Annotated in this window: 17 protein-coding genes; 7 read left to right on the forward strand and 10 right to left on the reverse strand. The window is 69.5% G+C overall.

Annotation, left to right across the window (positions count from 1 at the left end):
- Window positions 1–38 precede the first annotated feature (38 nt).
- A complete protein-coding gene (locus OEB96_RS26240) occupies window positions 39–1,733 on the forward strand; it encodes an AAA family ATPase (RefSeq protein ID WP_266219481.1) in 1,695 nt (564 codons plus the stop codon).
- A gap of 10 nt (window positions 1,734–1,743) precedes the next feature.
- Here OEB96_RS26240 and OEB96_RS26245 read toward each other — a convergent pair whose 3' ends face one another.
- From OEB96_RS26245 to OEB96_RS26255, 3 genes are all read right to left on the reverse strand, one after another.
- A complete protein-coding gene (locus OEB96_RS26245) occupies window positions 1,744–4,833 on the reverse strand; it encodes a hypothetical protein (RefSeq protein WP_266219482.1) in 3,090 nt (1,029 codons plus the stop codon).
- Window positions 4,834–5,168: 335 nt separating this feature from the next.
- Window positions 5,169–6,050: a pyrroline-5-carboxylate reductase gene (proC, locus tag OEB96_RS26250; protein WP_266219483.1), complete on the reverse strand. Its 882-nt coding sequence runs from the start codon at window positions 6,048–6,050 to the stop codon at window positions 5,169–5,171.
- A gap of 91 nt (window positions 6,051–6,141) precedes the next feature.
- Window positions 6,142–8,160 (reverse strand): tumor necrosis factor receptor family protein, encoded by a 2,019-nt coding sequence (locus OEB96_RS26255; protein WP_266219484.1) that lies wholly within the window; start codon window positions 8,158–8,160, stop codon window positions 6,142–6,144.
- A gap of 111 nt (window positions 8,161–8,271) precedes the next feature.
- On the opposite strand from OEB96_RS26255, the gene OEB96_RS26260 reads away from it, so the two are divergent.
- Window positions 8,272–8,883 (forward strand): hypothetical protein, encoded by a 612-nt coding sequence (locus tag OEB96_RS26260; RefSeq protein WP_266219485.1) that lies wholly within the window; start codon window positions 8,272–8,274, stop codon window positions 8,881–8,883.
- A 55-nt stretch (window positions 8,884–8,938) separates the two neighbouring features.
- Here OEB96_RS26260 and OEB96_RS26265 read toward each other — a convergent pair whose 3' ends face one another.
- The 3 genes from OEB96_RS26265 to OEB96_RS26275 form a co-directional block, all read right to left on the reverse strand.
- On the reverse strand, window positions 8,939–9,763 hold the full coding sequence (locus tag OEB96_RS26265) for a hypothetical protein (protein ID WP_266219486.1): 825 nt from the start codon (window positions 9,761–9,763) through the stop codon (window positions 8,939–8,941).
- 844 nt (window positions 9,764–10,607) lie between these two features.
- Entirely contained in the window at window positions 10,608–11,774 is a 1,167-nt protein-coding gene (locus tag OEB96_RS26270) for a hypothetical protein (RefSeq protein WP_266219487.1), read from the reverse strand.
- 171 nt (window positions 11,775–11,945) lie between these two features.
- Entirely contained in the window at window positions 11,946–12,311 is a 366-nt protein-coding gene (locus OEB96_RS26275) for a ComEA family DNA-binding protein (protein ID WP_266219488.1), read from the reverse strand.
- Window positions 12,312–12,508: 197 nt separating this feature from the next.
- Here OEB96_RS26275 and OEB96_RS26280 point away from each other — a divergent pair, with 197 nt between their 5' ends.
- The 3 genes from OEB96_RS26280 (at window position 12,509) to OEB96_RS26290 (ending at window position 13,843) form a co-directional block, all read left to right on the forward strand.
- Window positions 12,509–13,222, forward strand: a complete 714-nt coding sequence (locus OEB96_RS26280; RefSeq protein ID WP_266219489.1) for a glutathione S-transferase family protein — start codon at window positions 12,509–12,511, stop codon at window positions 13,220–13,222.
- A gap of 73 nt (window positions 13,223–13,295) precedes the next feature.
- Complete coding sequence (locus OEB96_RS26285) at window positions 13,296–13,529, forward strand: addiction module protein (RefSeq protein ID WP_266219490.1); 234 nt, start codon at window positions 13,296–13,298, stop codon at window positions 13,527–13,529.
- Window positions 13,529–13,843, forward strand: coding sequence for a type II toxin-antitoxin system RelE/ParE family toxin (locus OEB96_RS26290; RefSeq protein WP_266219491.1), 315 nt, complete (start codon window positions 13,529–13,531; stop codon window positions 13,841–13,843). The genes OEB96_RS26285 and OEB96_RS26290 overlap by 1 nt, the downstream gene beginning before the upstream one ends.
- 75 nt (window positions 13,844–13,918) lie before the next feature.
- Here the strand turns inward: OEB96_RS26290 and OEB96_RS26295 are convergent, their stop codons facing one another.
- Entirely contained in the window at window positions 13,919–14,893 is a 975-nt protein-coding gene (locus tag OEB96_RS26295) for a hypothetical protein (protein ID WP_266219492.1), read from the reverse strand.
- Between the two features lie 29 nt (window positions 14,894–14,922).
- Window positions 14,923–15,783, reverse strand: coding sequence for a hypothetical protein (locus OEB96_RS26300; RefSeq protein WP_266219493.1), 861 nt, complete (start codon window positions 15,781–15,783; stop codon window positions 14,923–14,925).
- A 96-nt stretch (window positions 15,784–15,879) separates the two neighbouring features.
- Here OEB96_RS26300 and OEB96_RS26305 point away from each other — a divergent pair, with 96 nt between their 5' ends.
- Entirely contained in the window at window positions 15,880–16,761 is an 882-nt protein-coding gene (locus OEB96_RS26305) for a hypothetical protein (protein WP_266219494.1), read from the forward strand.
- Between the two features lie 15 nt (window positions 16,762–16,776).
- Here the strand turns inward: OEB96_RS26305 and OEB96_RS26310 are convergent, their stop codons facing one another.
- On the reverse strand, window positions 16,777–17,856 hold the full coding sequence (locus OEB96_RS26310; protein WP_266219495.1) for an ATP-binding protein: 1,080 nt from the start codon (window positions 17,854–17,856) through the stop codon (window positions 16,777–16,779).
- 510 nt (window positions 17,857–18,366) lie between these two features.
- On the opposite strand from OEB96_RS26310, the gene OEB96_RS26315 reads away from it, so the two are divergent.
- A complete protein-coding gene (locus OEB96_RS26315) occupies window positions 18,367–18,957 on the forward strand; it encodes a PH domain-containing protein (protein WP_266219496.1) in 591 nt (196 codons plus the stop codon).
- Between the two features lie 28 nt (window positions 18,958–18,985).
- On the opposite strand, the gene OEB96_RS26320 is transcribed toward OEB96_RS26315, so the two are convergent.
- A complete protein-coding gene (locus OEB96_RS26320) occupies window positions 18,986–19,534 on the reverse strand; it encodes a DUF6328 family protein (RefSeq protein WP_266219497.1) in 549 nt (182 codons plus the stop codon).
- Window positions 19,535–19,603: the final 69 nt, after the last annotated feature.

Genomic DNA, 19,603 nt, shown 5'->3' on the forward strand with positions numbered 1-19,603 from the left:
TGACGAGTCGAGGGCCGCGGCGCACGATGGCTCGCACCATGGCCTTCGTTCCTCCGATCGGGGTCTCCGACTTCAAGAAGCTCCGCGAGAAGGGACTGACCTACGTCGACAAGACGCGGCTGTTGCTCGACCTCATCGACCGGCCCGGGCTCGAGGTGGTGCTGTTTCCTCGGCCGCGTCGCTTCGGCAAGACGCTCAACCTCTCGATGCTGCGGTACTTCTTCGAGAAGAGCGAGGAGGACCGCTCGGCGTTGTTCGAGGGGCTCGAGGTGTTCGAGGCGGGGCCGCGGTACCGTGCGCACTTTGGGCGCTATCCGGTGGTGTTCCTGAGCTTTCGCGAGGTGAAGGCGACGCGATGGGACGATGCCTGGGCCGCGATCCAGCGCAAGATCCGGGAGCTGTTCGACGAGCATCGCGGCGTGCTCGACCACGAGGCGGTGTCACGCTGGGCTCGCAGCGACTACGAGGCCATCCTCGACGGGACGGCGGATCGCGTCTCGTACGAGCGGGCGCTCGGGGACCTGACCAAGCTGCTGCACGCAGTGCACGGCGAGCGGGCGATGGTGCTGGTGGACGAGTACGACGAGCCGATCCATGCCGGCCATGCCCATGGCTACGCGCGCGAGGTGTTGGGGTTCTTTCGGGCGTTCCTCACCGCCGGGCTCGAGGACAACCCCCACCTCGAGCGCGGCGTGCTCACGGGAGTCCTGCGGGTGGCCAAGGAGAGCATCTTCTCCGGGCTCAACAACCTGTCGGTGATGTCGCTGCTCGAGCGCCGGTTCTCCTCTGCGTTCGGGTTCACCGACGTGGAAGTCGCGCGCCTGCTCACCATGGCGCGACAGACGGCCCGCGCCGAGGAGATTCGCGAGTGGTACGACGGCTATCTGTTCGGCGAGCGAGTGGTCTACAACCCGTGGAGCGTGCTGCAGTTCCTCGCGGCGCCCGAGCGAGGGCCGCAGCCCTACTGGCTCTCGACCAGCAGCAACGAGCTCATCGAGCAGGTCCTGCGTCAGCGGGCACCGACGGTGGCGGGGCAGCTCGAGACGCTGCTCGAGGGCGGTGAGATCGAGGTCGAGCTCGACGAGCACGTGGTGCTCGGGCAGCTCGCCTCCGATCCTCATGCATTGTGGAGCCTGCTGACGTTCTCGGGGTACCTCCGGGCGAGGTCCGAGCCGGTGGCGGCGGGCCGAGTGGGCCTGCATCGCGTGGCGATTCCCAACCGTGAGGTCCGGCTGCTCTATGCATCGACGTTTCGCCGCTGGATCGAGGACAGCCTGGGTGCGCAAGGGGGCAGCGTGACGAGCCTGACCGCCGCGCTGCTCGAAGGCGATGCCGAGGGCGTCGAGGAGCAGCTTCGGTTCTTCGTGGCGTCGCTGCTGTCGTACTACGATCGCAAGGCGGTGAACGCCGAGGTCATGTATCACGGGCTCGTGGTCGGGCTGCTCGCCACGCTCGAGCCGGGTCATCGCGTGCGATCGAATCGCGAGTCGGGCGCTGGTCGGCCCGACGTGCTGGTGATTCCGCAGCGGTCGGGCGGGCCCGGCGTGGTGCTGGAGCTGAAGGTGGCCCGCAGGGGGAGGTCGCTCGACCAGGCGCTGGCCGATGGTCTTGGGCAGCTCGAGGCACGAGACTACGCCGCCGAGCTACGGGCGGCGGGAGCAGAGCCGATCCATGCCTTCGCCGTGGCCTTCGACGGCCGCGAGGTCCGAGTCGCCCGATCTCGATGCCAGTAGCCTCGGTGGCTCACTCCACCGTCAGCTCCGCCTCGATCGGTACCCACTGCGGTGGGTTCGCCGGATCGAACCCCCACACGCCACCCAGCAGCGCCAGGGTACCCGCTTCGTCGAAGCCGGCGAGCTCGATGGCGGCGGTCACGATGTCGTCCACCGAGAGCTGGCCGTCGAGCACGACCGGGTTCGCGATGCCCTCGGCGCCGACCGAGCCGGACAGCTCGGCCTGCGCGATGGTGATGTGGAGCTCCTGCCCGCCGGAGGTGGCGCCCACCGGTAGATCGAAGCTCACCAACGCGGTGCGGAATGCCGAAGCATCGCCTTCGACCACGGGCGCGTAGACGACGTCGTCGAAGCCCACCGAGCCGTCGCCGTCGCGGTCGGGAGCGAAGGCGAGGGCCTGGGGCTGCGGCACCCAGGCCCAGCGCAGCGAGGGCAGCACACCCGCGAGCACGCCCGCGGCGGCGGGGTCGGTGGGCTGGATCAGGGTCATGCCCTTGGCCGGAGTGCTGGCCCGAATGTTGCTGCGCACGATGCCACCCGTGACCGCGATCGGCGAGCCGCCGCTGACGAGCTGTCCACTCACGGACCAGTAGCCAGCGGTTCCGCCCAGGTCGAGCGCGGTCGCCGGCGGCAGCAGCGTCTGGCCGCCCACGTCGAGGCTGCCGCCGAGCTCGGGCAGCGAGGGCCACTGCACCGCGAGCGGCTTGCCGACGGCGTCGATGGCCTCGAGCAGGCGAAGTCCCGAGGCCTCGTCGGCGCTGCTCACCAGGATGTCGGTGACCTCCGATTGCCGCCCCAGCCAGTAGGTCATCGCGTGGGTCTTGGTGTGCACGCGATAGGGATAGGTGGTGCCATTGTCGACGGCGGTGTCGGGGGTCAGGCCACCGCCGTGGGTCTGTGCGGCCGGGTAGCGGTAGCTGGCCTCGCGGCGCTGGAGCACGGTCGAGGCCTGGGCCAGCACGCCGAGCGCCTCGAGCCACGAGGCGTGGGAGGCCTCGGCCGGAACCTCGAGCTCGGCGAGCACCGCCTCACGGTAGTCCAACACGGCGTCGTAGAGCAGCGCGGTATGGGCCGCGCGCAGGCCGTCGATCTCGATGCCGTCGCGCACCTCGTCGAGCCACGGCTGGCCGCTGCCCGGTATCTCGTCGACCAGCGCGTCGAGTCGGCTTCGCCAGCCGTCGTATGCGGTGGCCGCTTGCTGCAGCGCCCGTAGATCGGTGGCCCGGAAGTGGGCGATGGCGTCGGCGTCCCAGCCGAGCAGCTCGGTGAACGCCACGCGCACGGGGCGAAACTCGAGGCCGCTGTCGGCGGCGAGCACGTCGGCGTCGTCTTCGCCAGCGAAGTAGGCGTAGAGACCTCCGGGGCGGCCTCGAAAGTCCTCTTGCTGCAAGAACATCGCGCGCTGGTGCTCGATGACCTCCTGCATGACCGCGAGCGCCTCGTCCTTGGCGGCACAGCCGTCGCGCCACGCGGCGGGCTCGCACAGGGGGTCGAAGATCTCGCCGAGCACCTGCGGCAGGGTGATGTCGGCGTTCCAGGCCATCAGGCCCACCATGTAGTCTTGTTGCCAGTAGCCCCACTCGTGGCCGGTGTCGAACATGCGATGGCCATCGAGGGTGCCACCGCCGCGCGAGCGCAGCAGCGGTCGCAACAGCTCGATGTCACGCGCGCGGGTCCACATGTAGAGCGGCAGGTACACGGGGATCGAGTTGTCGAACGAGAGCCACCATGCGCCCTCGGGGAACCACGTCAGCGGCCGCCCCCGGGCCGAGGCCTCCTGCATCAGGCACCGCTTGTGGGCGAAGCTCTCTTGCGCATACACGCGCGCGGGGCCCTCGAGCGGGTAGAACATCACCGTGTGCACCGAGACCCCCAGGCGAGGGTCGGAGTGGAAGGCCAGGTCGTAGTAGTCGATGCGCCCGTCGTCGTTGGTGCCAGGGGGACAGCCGAGGTCGTCGAAGTGGGGGCTTGGCTGGCTGCCCGTGATGTGATCGTTGATCTCGATCTCGAGGTCGGGACGCAGGCGCAGCGCGGCCTGGCCGGCCCAGTCGATCCACTGCACCGTCTCTTCGTCGGGGGTGGTGGTGAATTCGGTGGGGCCGAAGTGGATCCCGAACCAGCGCGCGTCGGGCTTGTCGGCGAGCTTTTGGGCCACGAGGGTCTCGATCTGCTGCTGCACCGGGATGGACGACGAGGGGTCGATCTCGGCGCTGGCCCCCTGCTGCAGGTTGTGCAGCGACAGGCCGGTGCCGGTGGGAAAGCCGAGCAGCACGCGGAGCTCCTCGAGCTCGGCGGCCCGCTGGGCGAGCGCCTCCTCGGATGCGACGCCTCGACCGGCCCCGCGGAAGCGATTGCCGAAGCCCTTGACGATCCAGTCGTTGACGTGGACCGCCTCGTCGATGGGGTGCTCGGGATCCGAGAATGCCTCGAGGTGCTCGAGCGGGTGCGCGCCGTGGAACGACCACGAGCGCCAGCGAAAGTCGGGCTCGTAGTCGCCGCGCTGGCCCGCGCGGTGCAGCGCGGTGGGGCGGCGCACGAGGTCGCGCAGGTCGGCGGGGTCGTGCACGGGCACGTGCTCCTGCTCGGGATGGAAGAAGCGCACGCCCAGTCGGCGCAGCAGCTCGTAGACGGCGTACTGGCGAGACAGCCGGGTGGCACCCGCGGTGAGCACCACGGTGGCTCCCGGCTCGTCGCCCAGCGGGCCGTTCCAGCGGCCCATGTCGTGGGTCTCGAGCACGAAGCCCTGCTCGCCGAGCGCGGCCATGCGTGCGTCGTCGATCCGATCGCTGGCGAGCCGCTCGGCCTCGAGCACGACGACCAGGCCCGCCCGGTGACGGGACGCGAGCGCCTCGAGCTCGGGCAGCGAGTCGAAGTCGTCGTCGGCCACGGGCGCCGACACGATGGGGCGATTGGTGATCGTCTCGAGGTAACGAGCGGTGGACTGAGCCAGGCGCTCGCCCAGAGGGTCGGCGTCGTCGGGATACACCAGCAGCACCGCGCCGGGCAGCGACGCCTGGCGAGCGTCGTCTCGACACGAGAACGAGAAGAGCAAGCTGGCCACGAGCAACCAGCGCGAGTAGGCCCCACGAGGACGATCCATCACCACCACCGATGTGATCCTCACCGTAGCAAGGAAGCCGACCGGCTTGCACATGAAGGGGACGCTTCCATGAAGCGGCCGGCCAGCCTCGTGACGGATGCGATCGTTTCGCAACGGGACACGCGGCCGTACTCGCATCCTGACCGCGGGCTACGAAGGCATTCGCCAACGTCGGCGATGTCGACGCCGCACTCGTGAAGGCGTCGATCGTGCGATCGATCGACACCGAAGTTCCTCGCGACCGTGATGCTCGTCGGGTGCGACCGGACGGATCAGCGGACGAGGCGCCGAAACGACCGGTCGGCCAGTATGTGCGCGCGGGCTCTCGAGTCGGGCTATGACCGACTTCCGCTCGGGCTGCCGATCTGGTTTCCGGTTGGGCCGGTGTGACTGGACTGGCCGAGCCCCGCCGCCACGCGCGTGGCTTCCTGGATCGTGCGAGCGAGCACCGAACGAATGCGTCCGTCTTCCATGATGAGCAATCCAGCGATCGTGCTGCCGGCGGGCGTGGTGACCTGGTCCTTGAGCGCTGCGGGATGGAAGCCCGTGTCGAGCACCATGCGGGCCGAGCCCTGCAGTACCTGCGCGGCGATCTCCAGCGCGACCGCTCGTGGCAATCCCATCATCACGCCGCCGTCGGCGAGGGCCTCGAGCATCACGTAGGCGAAGGCGGGGCCGCTGCCGTTCAAGCTGGTGACCGCGTCCATGTGCTTGTCCTCGAGCTCGATGCAGCGGCCGACCGCCTCGAACACGCCGCGGGCGAAGGCTCGCTGCTCGTCGGTCACCCCATCGCCCGCGGCGAGCACGGTCATGCCCTCGCGGATCAGGCACGGGGTGTTGGGCATGGCCCGGATGATGGCGGTGTCGGGGAGCCAGCGCTGGAGGGTGGGCACGCGGATGCCGGCCGCGATGCTGATGAGCAGCTTGCCAGCCAGGGCTCGACGCATGCGGTCGTCGTCGAGCACGTCGCCCATGCGCTGGGGCTTGAGGGCAACCAGGACCGCCGATGCCTGGGCACATGCGGCGCCGTTGTCGGTGAGGGCGGTGACGCCATGGCGCTGCTCCAGCCGTCGCGCATCCTCCGAGCGACGCGCGGTGACCACCACGTGCTCGGCCTTCACCCTTCCCGCGCGCAGCAGCCCGGCCAGGATGGCTTCGCCCATGGTGCCGCAACCCACGATGGCCAGGTGCGAAGGGGCGCCCGAATCGGTCGACATGGCCGGGCGCTCTACCACGAGCACGACGGGCTCGGCCAGCGAGGCACAATGGGCTGGCGGCGCCCAACGAGGTCCCGCGGCCCGTGTCGGCTCAGCTCCGTTCGGGGTCGAAGTTGCGGCCCTTGAAGGCTTCGTACTCGGAGGTGGGAGTCTCGTCGCGCGAGCGCGTGGGCCTGCGAGCGCGACGCAGCGAGGGCGCATCGGCTTGGCGCGCCGGGGGGGTGGGGGCGGTGGGTCGAGCGGGCGCGCGGCCACGCAGCAACCCCGCGCTGCGCTCGGGTGGCTGCGGTGCAGCGGGACGCTCGGGCCTACGCGCCGCGCTCAGCGAGCGCGCGGGGAGCTCGGCCCGCACCTCGTTCTCGGACTCGTTGGCTCGACGCGTGGCGCGGGTCTCGGAGCGACGCATGGCCATGACCTCTTCGTCCTCTCCCGAGGCGAGGGCGGCTCCGCTGATCTCCGGGCGTGCGGGGCTGCGTCGTGCCACGGGAGCATCGGGCTCGGTTTGATCGTCGGGACCCAGCCGGGTCCGATGGGCCTCTTCGTAGGGAGACCAGGCTTCGAGCTGCCGTGGGTCGGGGAGGCCATCCAGATCGACGCCCCTGGCACGAGGGGCGGCGGCCGTCTCCTGGCGCCGTCGTACGTCGTCGGTGTGCTCGTATGCGCCGGAACGGCCATCCTGGGAGTCCCAGGTGGAGCGTCGGGGCCGCTGCTCGTCGCCCTGGGAGATCCAGGGGGTCGGACGGCGGGGTCGCTCGTCGCCTTCGTCTCGAGGCACCGAGCGACGGTCGCGAGCATCCCATGAGGAGCGACGGTCGCGAGAGTCCCAGGCCGTGCGTCGAGTTCGATCGGCCAAGTCTTCGTGGTCCAGCGCCTGCCAGCGGCCCGAGCTGCCTTCGGAGCTCCAGCGCCCGGTGCGAGGCTCGGGGACCGGCCAGCTCAGGTGCTCGTCGTCGTCGGACCACCGCTGGCGCTCGGGGCCACCCTCGGCTCGAGCCGACCAGCCCAGGCGAGCCGGCGTGCCCTCGACCTGGGCCGACCAGCCATAGCGGTCGCGAGGCGACTCGGCGGGCCGCTCTCGCTCGGCGGCTCCAGCTTCGCGCTCGACGGGCTCGGCGGCCAGGTGCGGCCCCGAGCCGAACGGGGGCGGCTCGGGGATCGCCCTGGGCTCGTCCTCCGACGGCGCAGGGCTGCGATCGCGGCGAGCGTCGTGCAACGCCCATCGTGGGTCTTCGCGCGAGCCTTGGCGAGTCTGGGCGGTCTGGATGTCCACCGTGACCTCGGTTCGACTGGATCGGCCGACGCGCGGGCTGGGCTCGGGTCCTCGCTCGAGGTCCCGCGTGTGCTGCTCGAGCGACCCCGGCCACGAGGGCTCGGGCTCCGGGGTGGCCGGCGTGCGCTCGGACGACCAGGACGACTCGGAGCGGGATGGTGGGCGAGCCTCGGGTACGGGTCGGGGCGTGTTGGCACGCCGTCGAACCGGCTCGGGCTCGGGCTCGGGCTCGGGCTCGAGGTCCGGTTCGGCGGGTGCGGCTCGTCGTTCGAACTCGTCGTTCGGTGGCTCGGGCTCGTCGTGCTCGGGCTCGTCGGGCTCGTCGTGCTCGTCGTCGGGTTCGTCGTCGGAGAGCGCGGGTGCCCATGGTGGTCGCCAGCCCGCGGCCACGCGCTCTTCGAGCGCGGCACGCAGGGCGGCGACGCGACTGAAGTAGGCCTTGCGAGGCAGCTTCTCGTTGAGCACGCAGAACTCCTCGTTCTGCAGGCCCACGCAGGCGAAGCACTGCACACAGGTCTCGCAGTCGAGGCACAGGGTGAGGTACGAGGACTCGACGCACTCGCTCGACCAGGAGCTATGGGTGGTCTGCTTGCAGCGATTGCAGTGCTTGCAGTGGGTGCACCCCGAGCAGCCCTCGCAGCCCTCGCAGTAGGTGCAGTCCTCGCAGGCCGTGCAGTCCGAGCAGAACCGGCAGTAACTGCAGTCCTCACAGCGCTCGCAGCGAAAGTTGCCGCGCCCGGCCTCGGCTGGAACCGGCGCCTCGCCCCGCGCATCGAGCAACGCCTGGAAGGTCTCGAGAACCTCGTCGAGCGGGCTGGCCACTGTCGAGCAGCGTGCCATGAATCGGCGCCCGTCACGACCGCGAGAGGCGTCCCATCACGGCCCCCGTGCCGCGTCCCATCACGGCCCACGTGCTGCGCTCGCGCTCGCGGGTGTATGCTCCGCGCGCCCATGAGGCCCCCCCCGGTCAAACCCTCACTGCTCGCGCTGCTTGCGCTGGTCGGCTTGGCGTGCAAGGCAAAGATCGGCGACGAGTGCCTGCGGAGCACCGACTGCAGCCTGCAAGGGGAGCGCATCTGCGATCTCTCGCATCGCGTCGACCCACGGGGCGTGGTCACGCCCGGGGGCAAGGGCGAGTGCACCATCGACGGCTGCGGCCTGGGCTCGTGTCCGAAGGAAGCGGCATGCATCAAGGTGTACGGCAGCGACTTCCTCTCGATCGCGTGCGATCCCGCCCGGGAGGACCTCGCGGTCGCGTGCGATCCCGACGAGGAGGGCGAGGCGATCTGTGAGGCGCGCGGCTGCGTGCCGAGCACGGAGCCTTCGGTGTGGACCTGCCCTCCGCGCAACGATTGCGACCCCAACGAGGTGTGCCTGCCCGAGGGTCTGTGCGCCGACGAGGTCACGGCGCGAACCTCGTGCCGCCGCAAGTGCAGCAACGATCGCGACTGCCGCGAGGGCTACGAGTGCCGCGAGACCGGCTCGGGGGGCGTCTACCGGGCGCCGAACCTCGATGATCCGCAGGACCTGGGGACGGTCCGCATCTGCATGCCGGTCGGGTGATGAGAGATCTGCGTGATCGTACTCTCGGCCAAGACCGGAGCCCGCGCGAGTCTCGCTACGCCAAGATTAGCTCCCCTTGGTCCCGACCACTGTGGCCGACGACCTCGATTTCCTCGGCGAAGCTCGCTGCTTCACCAGGAAGGGCAATATCCACGACCCGGTGGGCCGCCTCGCTTGCACCGGCGTGAAGTACGGTTCGAGCGGCCTCATCCCCGCCTTGGAGCATGTAGACGACCAACTCGGCGCCGATCCCTTTTTCTTCGAGCAGCGGCATGAGAGAGCCTCTGTAGGACCAGAAGAGATTGACGATCTTGTCGAGTTCTCTCTCCGTTTCCTTCCGCTCGGGGACCAAGGGCTCCAGCAGGAGTAGCCGGCTCGCTCCCCTGACGTAGTGGGAGACGGAATGCAGCCGCTGGAAGCGGCTGTCGTCGGGAAGTGCCTTGCGAGGAGAGAACTGTTTCCTCACGTATTTGGTGACTCGTCGCTGCTCGAAGAATCGATATCCAAGCGTCGAGCGCTGTTCACCATGAGATCCCGTGGTCCTGGTCTCGGTACTTCGCAGCGGTAGTGTATTGTCGACGGCCCATTTGAGGGGGTTTTCGATGCTCATGCCGAGCAGGTGTGGCTCGCCCGCGCTGAAGTGGGGGCCCAGTGAGTCCGGGAGTCGGTCGAACATCGGCGCTCGATTTGCCCCCAACTCGCTCAGGCCCACCCTCAGGAGCGCCATGCGCTTGGAGCCTCCCAGGCACCCCGGGTCGGGGAGATGCTGGGCCACGCCAATCTGTACCGCATCGCCACCGCGGACGAGCACAGCTACGGGAACCTTCCAGTCCAGTGACGGATCAGGATGAAAGAACACGGTCCGGTAGGCAACCTTCACGGCGTCAGGCTCCCGAGCTTTGTTAAGTATCCCGTCGTGATCTGTGAGGCCACTGCGCATCTTGCGCGCAGAGCACGCAAGAGTCGATCTCGCTCTGACGCGTCTGCACGGCTCAGGTTACAGGCCTCTCCGACGACCTCGGAAAGAGTCGCGGTGGATGCGCGGGTCAGTCTCTGCGCCATTGCGAGCGCTCCAGGCGTCACGAGATCGACGGGAATGCCTCGAGTATCGCGATGCGGCTCTGGAGCGTCTAGCCCGAGTTGTTCGAGCTCCGAAGCTCGACCAGCCGCTGCGTTGGCGGCATCGATTGCCCACGCATGCATTTGTGACTCGCCAATGATCTCCAAGAGGAGATTGCGTCGGTGTCGGTCTGGATTGCCCGTCACAGCATCGATCGCAATGATCCCGCCCAGTTGATCCAAATTCACGACGAATGAAGCTCGTGAAGGGCTCCAGTGAACGACTTCCTCGATCCTCTGACTGAGCCATCCGTCGTTGTCGGGATCGCAATGGAAAGCGGCACGTGGGACGGGAACACCCAGGCGGTCTGCCAGTAGCCACCAGATAGCCTCGGCCTGAACACCATTGTCTCCCATGAGAGCGGCGTCCCTGCGAATCCACGTCCCGCCATTGGCGTCGCGTACGTACGTCGCGTTGGATGAATTCGGGACCGTCACTTCAGGCCCAAAGCTCAGCTCCGCAATTCGGAGAATCCTCTGTGGGACCAGTGACACGCTACCCCTTCGAATTGACCCAATCCAGTTGAGGAGCGCGTAGTCTAGCCGATCTGGAGGAATCCGAACAAGTCGTAGCCTTGAAGCGTGAACCGGTTGGGCCAAGACACCTAGCGGCACAGATCGCCGCGCTCGACCAAGCCCGACGGCTCGAGCACGAACTCCGGGGGGATCAGAGGAGCCTTGGGCTTGGACGGCTCGGGCTTCGCGGGTGTCTCCTGGGGAGGCGCGGGTTGGGGAGGCGCAGCGCCCTCGTCGGTCGAGGGCGAACCGTCCGCGGGCTGGGCCTCGGCCGGAGGCTGGGCCTCGGCCGGAGGCTGGGCCTCGGCCGGAGCGGCCTCACCCTCTTCGGGCGCACCCTCTTCGGGCGCACCCTCGTCCTCCCAGCCGCCCTCGTCCTCCCAGCCCCCGTCGTCCTCCCAGGCCCCTCCGTCGTCTTCCCACGGATCCCCCGAGTCACCTCCATCACCCCCGTCGCCTCCATCATCGCCGCCACCACGCTTGGCGAACGCGGGATCGGGATCGCGCTCCTTGTAGTTGATCACCACGACGTCGTCGCGCCGCTTGCCAGGTGCGCTCACCTTGGTCTTGGTGGGCAGATAGGCTCCGTCGAGCGTCTCGAGATCGAGGTGCTCCACCGTCCACAGCCGACGGCCACGCTCCTGGCCGTTGCGCTCCCACAGCTGCCCGCCCACCACGCGCCAGCCGCCCGCGATCCATCCGAAGCGCAGCTCCTGAATGAAGCGATCGTTGGCGAGCACCAGCCGCTCGAAGCCCTTGCGCTTGTCCCACTGTTGCTCGAGCACCTCGTGGGGACCGGCGATCACGGGGGCACCGCCGAGTACCAGATCGACCAGGCCCGTGGTGTCGAACGTCACGCCCAAGAGGGCCTCGACCGCGCAGCCCGAGGGCGGCCCCGAGTAGAAGCCGGTGGGGAAGGCGTCCATCTTGTAGCGCAAGGCGTAGCCCTGCTCGTGGATGGCGAGCGTGACCAGCTCGTTGCCGGCGACCTCCACCGTGCCGCGAAAGCGCGAGGGGGCCTCGGCGATGAAGGCGAGGTTGCCCCGCAGGGTGCGATTGGCGATGACCTTGGCCTTGGACACCTGCAGCGCGTGGAGCTGCGCCCCCGTGTGCTGCAGCAGCTCTCGAGGCTTGGGGCCTTGACCGCGAGCGTAGGGAGCGGGCACGTGGCCGCAACCACTGAGCGCAGGAGCGAGCGCAAGGGCGAGCACCCAGGGTCCGAGCGCGAGGGCCAGGCGAGCACGGGTACGAGGCATGGCGGCGGTACGGTAGCAGCCCCGCGCCCGAATCGAGGCCACGCCCGCGACTGCGACGATTCGGGGCGTCACGGGCCCATCCCGGGCGATCTCCGATCCCCGGCGAGGGCGGACCCGGCCCGCGCCCCGCCGGGGATGGAGCAAGGGAGCTCTCGTCGTGGTGTGTGCGGGCTACGCCCCGGGCGCGACCACGTGCAGCGTGGTCTCACCGTCGATCGCGAGGTACGGCCGCATGGCCTCGAAGCGCTTGCGGCCGATGCCCTCGATCCGCATCACGTGGATCACCGCCTTGAAGGGGTGTCGCTCTCGATAGGCGATGATCTTGCCGGCCGTTGCCGGACCCACCCCGGGTAGCAGCTGCAGCTGCTCCGAGGTGGCGGTGTTGAGGTTGACCCGACCCTCGATCGCCGGCGCGAGCACGAAGGCTTGGATCGACGGCGTGGCTGCAGATGCCGTGCCATCGAACGTGCCGATGCCCGCGAGCGTGGCGATCAGGGTCAGACGAAGGAGATTGAGGATGTGGACTCGGTGGAACATGCCCACCGTATGAGCAAGTCCTGTTCCGGAGACCACCCTCAACGATCCCAATGGCTTGCAAGGCGAGTTCTTCGAGGGTGGTCCGCCCGTTGGCCGGGCTTCGTCTCACCGGTTGGCCACCATGGCCCGAGCGGGACGAAATCGAGGGGTTGCCGACGAATGCTCACACTTGCCGAGGTCTGGGCTAGAAACGCCCCATGAGTGACTCCCAGCCGAAGATGATCTTGTGGCAGACGGTGCCCTGCTGGGGCGCTCCGAGCACGAGCCCGTTCTGCATCAAGCTCGAGACCTGGCTGCGCATGGCGAAGATCCCCTACCAGGCGCGGGTCTTGAACCGGCCGCCGCGGTCCGCCACCGGCAAGGTGCCATACATCGAGCGCTCCGACGGCAGCCTGCTCGCCGACAGCGGGGCCATCATCGAAGCGCTGACCGCCGAGCATGGCGTGACCCTCGACGAAGGCCTCGATGCGCGGAGCCAAGCGCTGCAGACGGCGGTCACCCGAATGTTGGAGGACCACTTCTACTGGGTGATCGCCTGGGACCGATGGATCATCGATGCGCACTGGGCTCAGACTCGGGTCGCCTACTTCGGCGCCTTGCCGTGGCCCATGTCCACGCTCGTGCCGGCCGTGCTGCGTGGCCCAATGCGGCGGGCCCTCCATGGGCAGGGCTTCGGGCGCCTGACCTCCGAGGCGATCCTCGAGCGGACCCGCCGGGACCTCGCCGCGCTCGCCGAGCTGGTGGGCGACGGCACCGCCGTGCTCGACCGGCGCTCGAGTGTGGACGCCATCGCCTACGCCTTCTTGGTGGCGGCCCGGTGCCCACCGTGGAACGGTCCGCTTCAGCAAGCGGTGGCGGCCCGCCCCAACTTGATGGCCTACTGCGAGGCGATCGAGCGCGACTACTGGTGAGTCGCGCCCGCCCTCTCGCGATCGCCACCGAGAGGTGGTGGCAGCCCGGCCCCGGTTCCCCTATGCTCGGTGCGTGACCGCGGCCGCCAAGCAAGTCTTCGAGAGCGCCCTTGCCCTCCCCGAGGAGGAGCGGGCGGCGCTGGTCGACGCGCTCAACGACAGTCTCGAGGGTCGAGATCCTGGTCTCTCGCCGGAGTGGAGCGAGGAGCTCGGGCGGCGGATCGCGGCGGTCGAGCGGGGCGAGTCGCGGTTGATCCCCGGCGCCGACGTCTCCGCTCGCGCTCGTGAAATCCTGCGAGCCCGCTAATGGAGCTTCCCTTCGAGGCCCAGGCCGCAGAAGAGCTATGGCAAGCAGTGGAGTGGTACGAGAGCGAACGCGAGGGGTATGGTGAGCTGTTCCTCGACGAGGTCGAGGCAAAGGTTGCCCGCGCAGCTCGATTCCCTCACAGCGGACCGCGGGTGTTCCTGCCGAACGTGGAGCCCGGTCACGACATTCGGCGGTTCCCGCTCGGTCGATTCCAGTACCAGGTAATCACCGCGATCGTCGCGGGCGAGCGCGCCGTCATCGCGGTGGCGCATACGAGCCGTCGGCCAGGTTACTGGCAGGACCGGTTGCGATAGAAGCATGTAGACGGGGCCTCCCAGCGGAGCTGCTGGCGCCGCGTCTGCCGGGGCCAGTGTTCCGAGCAGCCCGGCCTATCCCCTGCGTCTACGCGAGCTTCGCCTGGACGTGCGTCTCTTCTCGCTCGAGCTGCTGCCCCACAGGATGCCCACGCCGCCCATCACGCTCCAGTTGGTCTGGATGAACATGGGCGCCGGGATCACGAGCTCGAGGTCGAGCGGTCGGAAGCTGAGCAGCAGGCGCTCGGCGATGATGGCCGATGCTCCCCAGCTCACGCCCAGCACGGCGCTGTGATAGAAGTAGCGGCTGGTATCGTTGCCTTGATCGTAGTCGTAGTAGCCGTAGCCGCCGGCGTCGTACGAGGGCCCCGAATACTCGAAGACCGACGCCCACAGACGATAGCCGAGCGTCAGGTTGGTCGTGAAGTAGAACGCGAAGTTGGGGATGATCTGGCGGTTCAGGCTCAGGCGCGGGGCGAACGTGAAGGTGTTGAACGGAAAGCTCGAGTTGACCTGGAGCACCCCGAACCCGCCGACCCGAAAGCGCTGGTCGAAGCCACCGACCTCGGCCTCGGCCTTGAACTCGGAGCCGCCGTAGTACGAGTACCCGCGCAGCGCCCGAGAGCCCCCCACGAACAGGTTGAACATGAACTGCCGCCCATTGGGCCGCAGCAGCCGCGGCGAGGCGACCGGTGGATCGTACGACGTCGGCTCGAACGGATCCTCGAGCGCAGCCCGCCCGATGGGCGCGCTCACGGTCGGGCCCGGAGGAGGGGTCGTCTCCGTGAACTCGGGCGTGGCGTCGTCGCTCGGAGGCTCGGCTGTGGCGGTGTCGCTCGGAGGCTCGGGCGTGGCGGCGTCGCTCGGAGGCTCGGGCGTGGTCGGCTCGCCGGCCTCGGGCTCGCCCGGAGGCTGGGTCGTCGGCTGACTGGGAGGTGCGGGCACCGTGGGCCGCTGGATCGGAGGCTCACTCGCGGGCGCGGCCCGGCCGGCGGTGAAGCTCAGCGCCAGGGTCCCGGCCACGTTGGCGAGTGGAAGCGGAGGCGCCATCTGCGGTCACGATACCAGGCAAGGGCGACTCAGTCGCGGCCCCACAGCACTCCGAGGCCACCCATGGCGCTCCAGTTGATCTGCACGGTCGAGGGGGCAGGAACCGCAAGCTCGAGCTCGAGCGGGCGGAAGCTCAGCAGCAGGCGCTCGCCGAGGACGGCCGAGATCCCCGCGCCCACGCCGATCAGCGCCGAGTGGTAGCCGATGCTGGCCAGGCCCTGCAAGAAGCCATAGCCGGTGTACGTCGTGGCGCGATAGCCCACGGTCACGTTGGTGGTGAAGTAGAACGCGTACTTGGGGACGAGCTGGCGATTGACGGTCAGTCGTGGGGCCAGCGTGAGGGTGTTGAACGGAAAGCCGGACGTCACCTGAACGACCCCGAACCCGCCGAAGGTGAAGCTCCGATCGAACCCGCCGATGGCCGCCTCGGCCTTGAAGTCCGACTGGTTGAAGTACGTGTAGCTGCTGCGCAGCGCCCTGGACCCGCCCACGAACAGGCTGAACGAGAAGCGCTTGGTGTTGGGCCGCAGCAGCACGGCGGCCGCATCGGAACCCGAGGCCGGCTCGTCGCGGCGCCCTGCGCCTTCCAGCGGATCCTCGTCGTCATAGGCCGCCTCGAACGGAGCCATGGGGCCGGGTGCCGGCGTGGACACGGGCTCGGGCTGCGGCGGCTCGCTCTCGGAGGGCGACTCGGGCGAGGTCTCGGACGGGGCGTCCGAGGTCGTCTCGGTCGTCTCGTCCATCTCGCCGGGAACCGGGGGCAGACGAGGGGGGGCCGGCACCGACATGGACGCCTCCGGGGCCGGCTCGCTCACCATCGCCGCACGGCCGGCCGTGAAGCTCAGCGCGAGGGGGCCGGCCACGTTGGCGAGCGGGAGGGGCGGCGCCATGCGGGACCAACCCTATCAGGTCCTGCCACATCGGGGTCGCTCTGGTGGGATTTCGTGCCGCGCGGCCCCGTCGTCGATGTTCTATCGTTCGTCCCCGTGATCGTCGTCTCCGGGACCCGCCGTGCCGGCACCTCGATGTGGATGCAGATCCTCGTTGCGGCGGGCCTGCCCGTCATCGGCGAGGCATTCCCCGGCAACTGGGAGCAGAGCCTGCGGCAGGCCAACCCCCATGGCTTTCACGAGTCGCTCCTGCGGCACGGCGTGTACTACCGGACCAACCCCCACCCCATCACCGGCGAGTACGTGCGGGCCAGCGACGCGCGCGGCCATGCGGTCAAGGTGTTCCTGCCCGGGCTCGTCCGCACCGACGCCGCCTACCTCGATCGCGTGATCGTGACCGTGCGGCCGTGGCGGGAGTACGAGGCCTCGCTGCATCGGCTCCATGTGCTCGACGAGCGGAACATGCGAAGCGATCGGAGGCGGGCTCGGGCCGCGCGGCTCCGCATGCCCCCCGCGCTCGAGTGGTGGGACGATCACATCACCTTCCTGCGCGACCTGAGCGTGCGCGGCTACGCCTGCCACGTGCAGTCCTACGATGGCGTGCTCGAGGATCCCCGCGGCGTGATCACCAGGACGCTGGCCTGGCTCGACGTCGACGCCGACGTGGAGGCCGCCGTGGCCGCCGTGCAACCCCAGGCCCGCACCCAGCGAGCCCCCGAGTCCGACGCGGTCGCCCCTCACGTCGCCGAGGTCTTCGATGCCTTCTACGAGGCCGTGCATCGCGGCGATGGCCTCGACTCCGCGCTCATCGCCCGCCTCAATCGGATCCACCAAGAACTCGAGCCGGAGATCAGGCGCCAGCGCGCACAGATCGCCGCCGCTCGAGCCACCCCCGCGCCGGAGGAGGTCGAGGAGGCCGACGCCGAGGGGCATCCCGACGACGGGCCGTTCGTGGTGCTCCCCGGCGAGTGGATCTGACGGGTTCTCGTCCCGTCAGTGCGTACGGGCGTGGGCGTCGACGAACAGGCTCACCGGCTCGTCCTCGCCCAGGCGGCGCAGCGCGAGGATCTGGCCCGGCGCCACGCTGGCGGCCAACGTCGGCGATGCGGTGGTGAGGATCCACTGCACGCCCAGCAGCGAGGATCGCAGGGTGGGGACCAGCTCGGCCATCACGTGGGCGTCTTGGTGGAGGTCGACGTCATCGATCGCCACCACGCCCTCCGCCGTGCGCGGATCCGCCGTGGGGTAGGCCGCCCAGAGCGTCTTGATGGTGATGGCCACGTAGGCCACCAGGTGCCGGGTACGGGTGGGGAGCGCATCGAAGTCCAGCGCGCGGCCCCCCACGGAGACGAAGCGGGGCTCGAAGCTCAGGGGATCGAGCCCTTCGTAGCGCATGCCCGTCAGGCGCACGATGCCGTCGACCGTCTCGCGCATGGCGGCGCCCAGCAGGCGTGGGTCGACGCGGCGGCGCTCGGTGGGGCCGTGCTCGCGTCGCCCCGACAGCGCCGACGAGATCGCCGCGTAGGCCAGCGCTTGCTTGGTCTCGCGGGTGAGATCGGCGCTGCTGGCCTGATCGAACGACGTCGTCGCGCGCACGTCGTAGCGCAGCATGCTTCGCGAAGGAGCGTGCAGCGACACCGCCTGCCGCGAGAACCAGCGGTTGGCGGGAAACAGCAGGAACACGAAGCCCCCCTGCTCGCGTGCGCGGCGGTCGAACAGCGCCTGCTCGCGGCGCTGCAGCGCCCCGTCGTCCTCGGACGACGGTGGCAGCAGCGAGCTGCTGCCGCCCGGCGTGCTCACCAGCAGCGGATGGGGCCGTGCCGGTTCGTCCTCGCCCAGGTGCCAAGCACAGCGCACCTGCGGGGGACCCTCATCGGTCGGGGGCAAACCCGACGCGACCGTTGCATGTCCCGGTCGCGTACAGGCCAGCGCCTGCAGCAGCGTGGTCTTGCCCACGCCCGCGCCGCCGTGGACGATCGTGATCGCGCGTGGCTTGCCGTGCTCGTCGCAAAAGTCGGCCTGCAGCTCGCCAAACGGGGCCACACCGCGCAGCGTTGCGTGGGCCAGGTGCATCGGAGGTCCATCATACCGCCTCCGTGCGCTCGCTTGTGCCTGCATCCATCGGTTTGAGAAACTGCCCGCATGAGCCACGGGCCTCCCCCCTCGCGCCCCGCGGCCGGCTGGTCGCATCTCGTTCCCGAGGATTCCGGTGCGTTTCCGGAGGGGACCGGCCCCGCCGCGCCCGGACACGCGCCAGCGCCCGGACACGCGCCAGCGCCCGGACACGCACCAGCGCACGGACACGCGCCAGCGCCCGGCTATGCGCCAGCGCCCGGGCACGCACCAGCGCACGGCTACGCACCAGCGCCCGGGCACGCGCCAGCGCCCGGCTACGCGCCAGCGCCTGGGCATGCGCCCGTGGCGGTGCCGCCCGTTGCCCCGCCCTACGCCGAGCCATCATACGCAGCGCCTCACGCCCATCCAGGCATGGGGCAGCCAGCAGGCCCCGGGCCGGGGTACCCTGCCCCTGGACCCGCCGCCCTGGTCGCGTCCCCCGCCCACCCCCATCCCGCAGGAGGCCCCATGCAACCGCAGTCCCCCAACCCCGCGCACGCTCGTCCCCCTGCCGGCTCGAACGCGGGTCCCCACGACGACGTGATCTACGAGGGCCAGGCCAAGCACAGCGTGTCGATCGCCGGGTACAGCAAGTGGATCCTGGTGACCATCGTCGGCATCACCCTCGCCGTGCTGCTGGGCAAGATCGACTTCTTCGCCACCATGCCGCTGTGGGTGCTGGGTCTGGTGGGCCTGCCCGGCATGCTGCTGGTGTTCTTGCGCCACGTGACCACGCGCTACAAGGTCACGCTGCGGCGCGTAGAGACCGAGAAGGGGATCATCAGCAAGCACGTCGACAGCCTGGAGCTGTGGCGCGTGCTCGACGTGCGGTACTCGCAGACCCTCTTCGATCGGCTCACCGGCAACGGGCGGGTGCTGCTGGTGGGCACGGACAAGTCGGATCCCGAGCTGTTGCTCCACGGGCTGCCGAACCACCGCCAGCTGTTCGAGCGGCTGCGAGATGCCGTGCAGTCCGCGCGCCAGACCAGCCGGCCGATGGAGCTGGTCGGGCAGGACGGCCACGCCGAGGACATGGGCGGAGCCTGGGGCGGGCACTGATTCGCATCCACTCCCGATCGCGCTCGTCCTATTCTTCTTCTGCTGCTTCGCGTTCCTCTTCTTGGCGCGCGTGCGATCGGCGATTGCGGCGCACGAGCGGCAGCACGAACCAGAGCGCGACGGCGGTCCCGGCCACGAGGGAGGCGATCACGAGCCCGAGCGTCGTGGGAGAGAGCACGGGTGGTGCTTCCCCGGCGGTCATGGAGAGCAGCCGGCCCACCACGAAGATGGACGACGCGATGCACACGGCCAGCAAGGCCATGCCGGCGATCGTCACGCGGACACCGAGCACGATACGCTGGTGACGATCGCTACGGGGCGCGAGGCGATGGTAGGCCGCGGGCGTCAGGAGCACGACGGTGGCGAGGCCGGCGGAGGCCAGCGCGACCGCGAACACCCGCACGCCCAGGGCATCGAGCGCATCGAAGCGCGTGGCGAACGGTGCGGTCAGCAGGAACGCGAACAGCACCTGCACGCCGGGGATGATCGTGCGCAGCTCCTCGAGGAGCTCGCGGTAGCGCTCACGGGCGTCGTTGCTGGCGCCCTCGAGTTCTTCGGTGACTTCGGGGATCGACACGGTGCTCCTCGGACTAGGTGACACGAGATCGCGTCGGCGCACGCTCGACCGGGGACGACGCCGGGGCGG

Origin of the sequence: Paraliomyxa miuraensis (assembly GCF_026337845.1) — a bacterium.
In the GTDB taxonomy this organism is placed as follows: domain Bacteria; phylum Myxococcota_A; class Polyangia; order Nannocystales; family Nannocystaceae; genus Paraliomyxa; species Paraliomyxa miuraensis.

What these genes read in the sequence shown, in the direction of transcription:
- OEB96_RS26255 (WP_266219484.1), bottom strand. Translation starts at nt 8,160, where the DNA reads ATGGCACGCTGCTCGACAGTGGCCAGCCCGCTCGACGAGGTTCTCGAG.
- OEB96_RS26310 (WP_266219495.1), bottom strand. Translation starts at nt 17,856, where the DNA reads ATGCACCTGGCCCACGCAACGCTGCGCGGTGTGGCCCCGTTTGGCGAG.
- OEB96_RS26295 (WP_266219492.1), bottom strand. Translation starts at nt 14,893, where the DNA reads ATGGCGCCTCCGCTTCCACTCGCCAACGTGGCCGGGACCCTGGCGCTG.
- OEB96_RS26245 (WP_266219482.1), bottom strand. Translation starts at nt 4,833, where the DNA reads ATGGATCGTCCTCGTGGGGCCTACTCGCGCTGGTTGCTCGTGGCCAGC.
- OEB96_RS26315 (WP_266219496.1), top strand. Translation starts at nt 18,367, where the DNA reads ATGCAACCGCAGTCCCCCAACCCCGCGCACGCTCGTCCCCCTGCCGGC.
- proC (WP_266219483.1), bottom strand. Translation starts at nt 6,050, where the DNA reads ATGTCGACCGATTCGGGCGCCCCTTCGCACCTGGCCATCGTGGGTTGC.
- OEB96_RS26280 (WP_266219489.1), top strand. Translation starts at nt 12,509, where the DNA reads ATGAGTGACTCCCAGCCGAAGATGATCTTGTGGCAGACGGTGCCCTGC.
- OEB96_RS26300 (WP_266219493.1), bottom strand. Translation starts at nt 15,783, where the DNA reads ATGGCGCCGCCCCTCCCGCTCGCCAACGTGGCCGGCCCCCTCGCGCTG.
- OEB96_RS26260 (WP_266219485.1), top strand. Translation starts at nt 8,272, where the DNA reads ATGAGGCCCCCCCCGGTCAAACCCTCACTGCTCGCGCTGCTTGCGCTG.
- OEB96_RS26240 (WP_266219481.1), top strand. Translation starts at nt 39, where the DNA reads ATGGCCTTCGTTCCTCCGATCGGGGTCTCCGACTTCAAGAAGCTCCGC.
- OEB96_RS26290 (WP_266219491.1), top strand. Translation starts at nt 13,529, where the DNA reads ATGGAGCTTCCCTTCGAGGCCCAGGCCGCAGAAGAGCTATGGCAAGCA.
- OEB96_RS26270 (WP_266219487.1), bottom strand. Translation starts at nt 11,774, where the DNA reads ATGCCTCGTACCCGTGCTCGCCTGGCCCTCGCGCTCGGACCCTGGGTG.
- OEB96_RS26275 (WP_266219488.1), bottom strand. Translation starts at nt 12,311, where the DNA reads ATGTTCCACCGAGTCCACATCCTCAATCTCCTTCGTCTGACCCTGATC.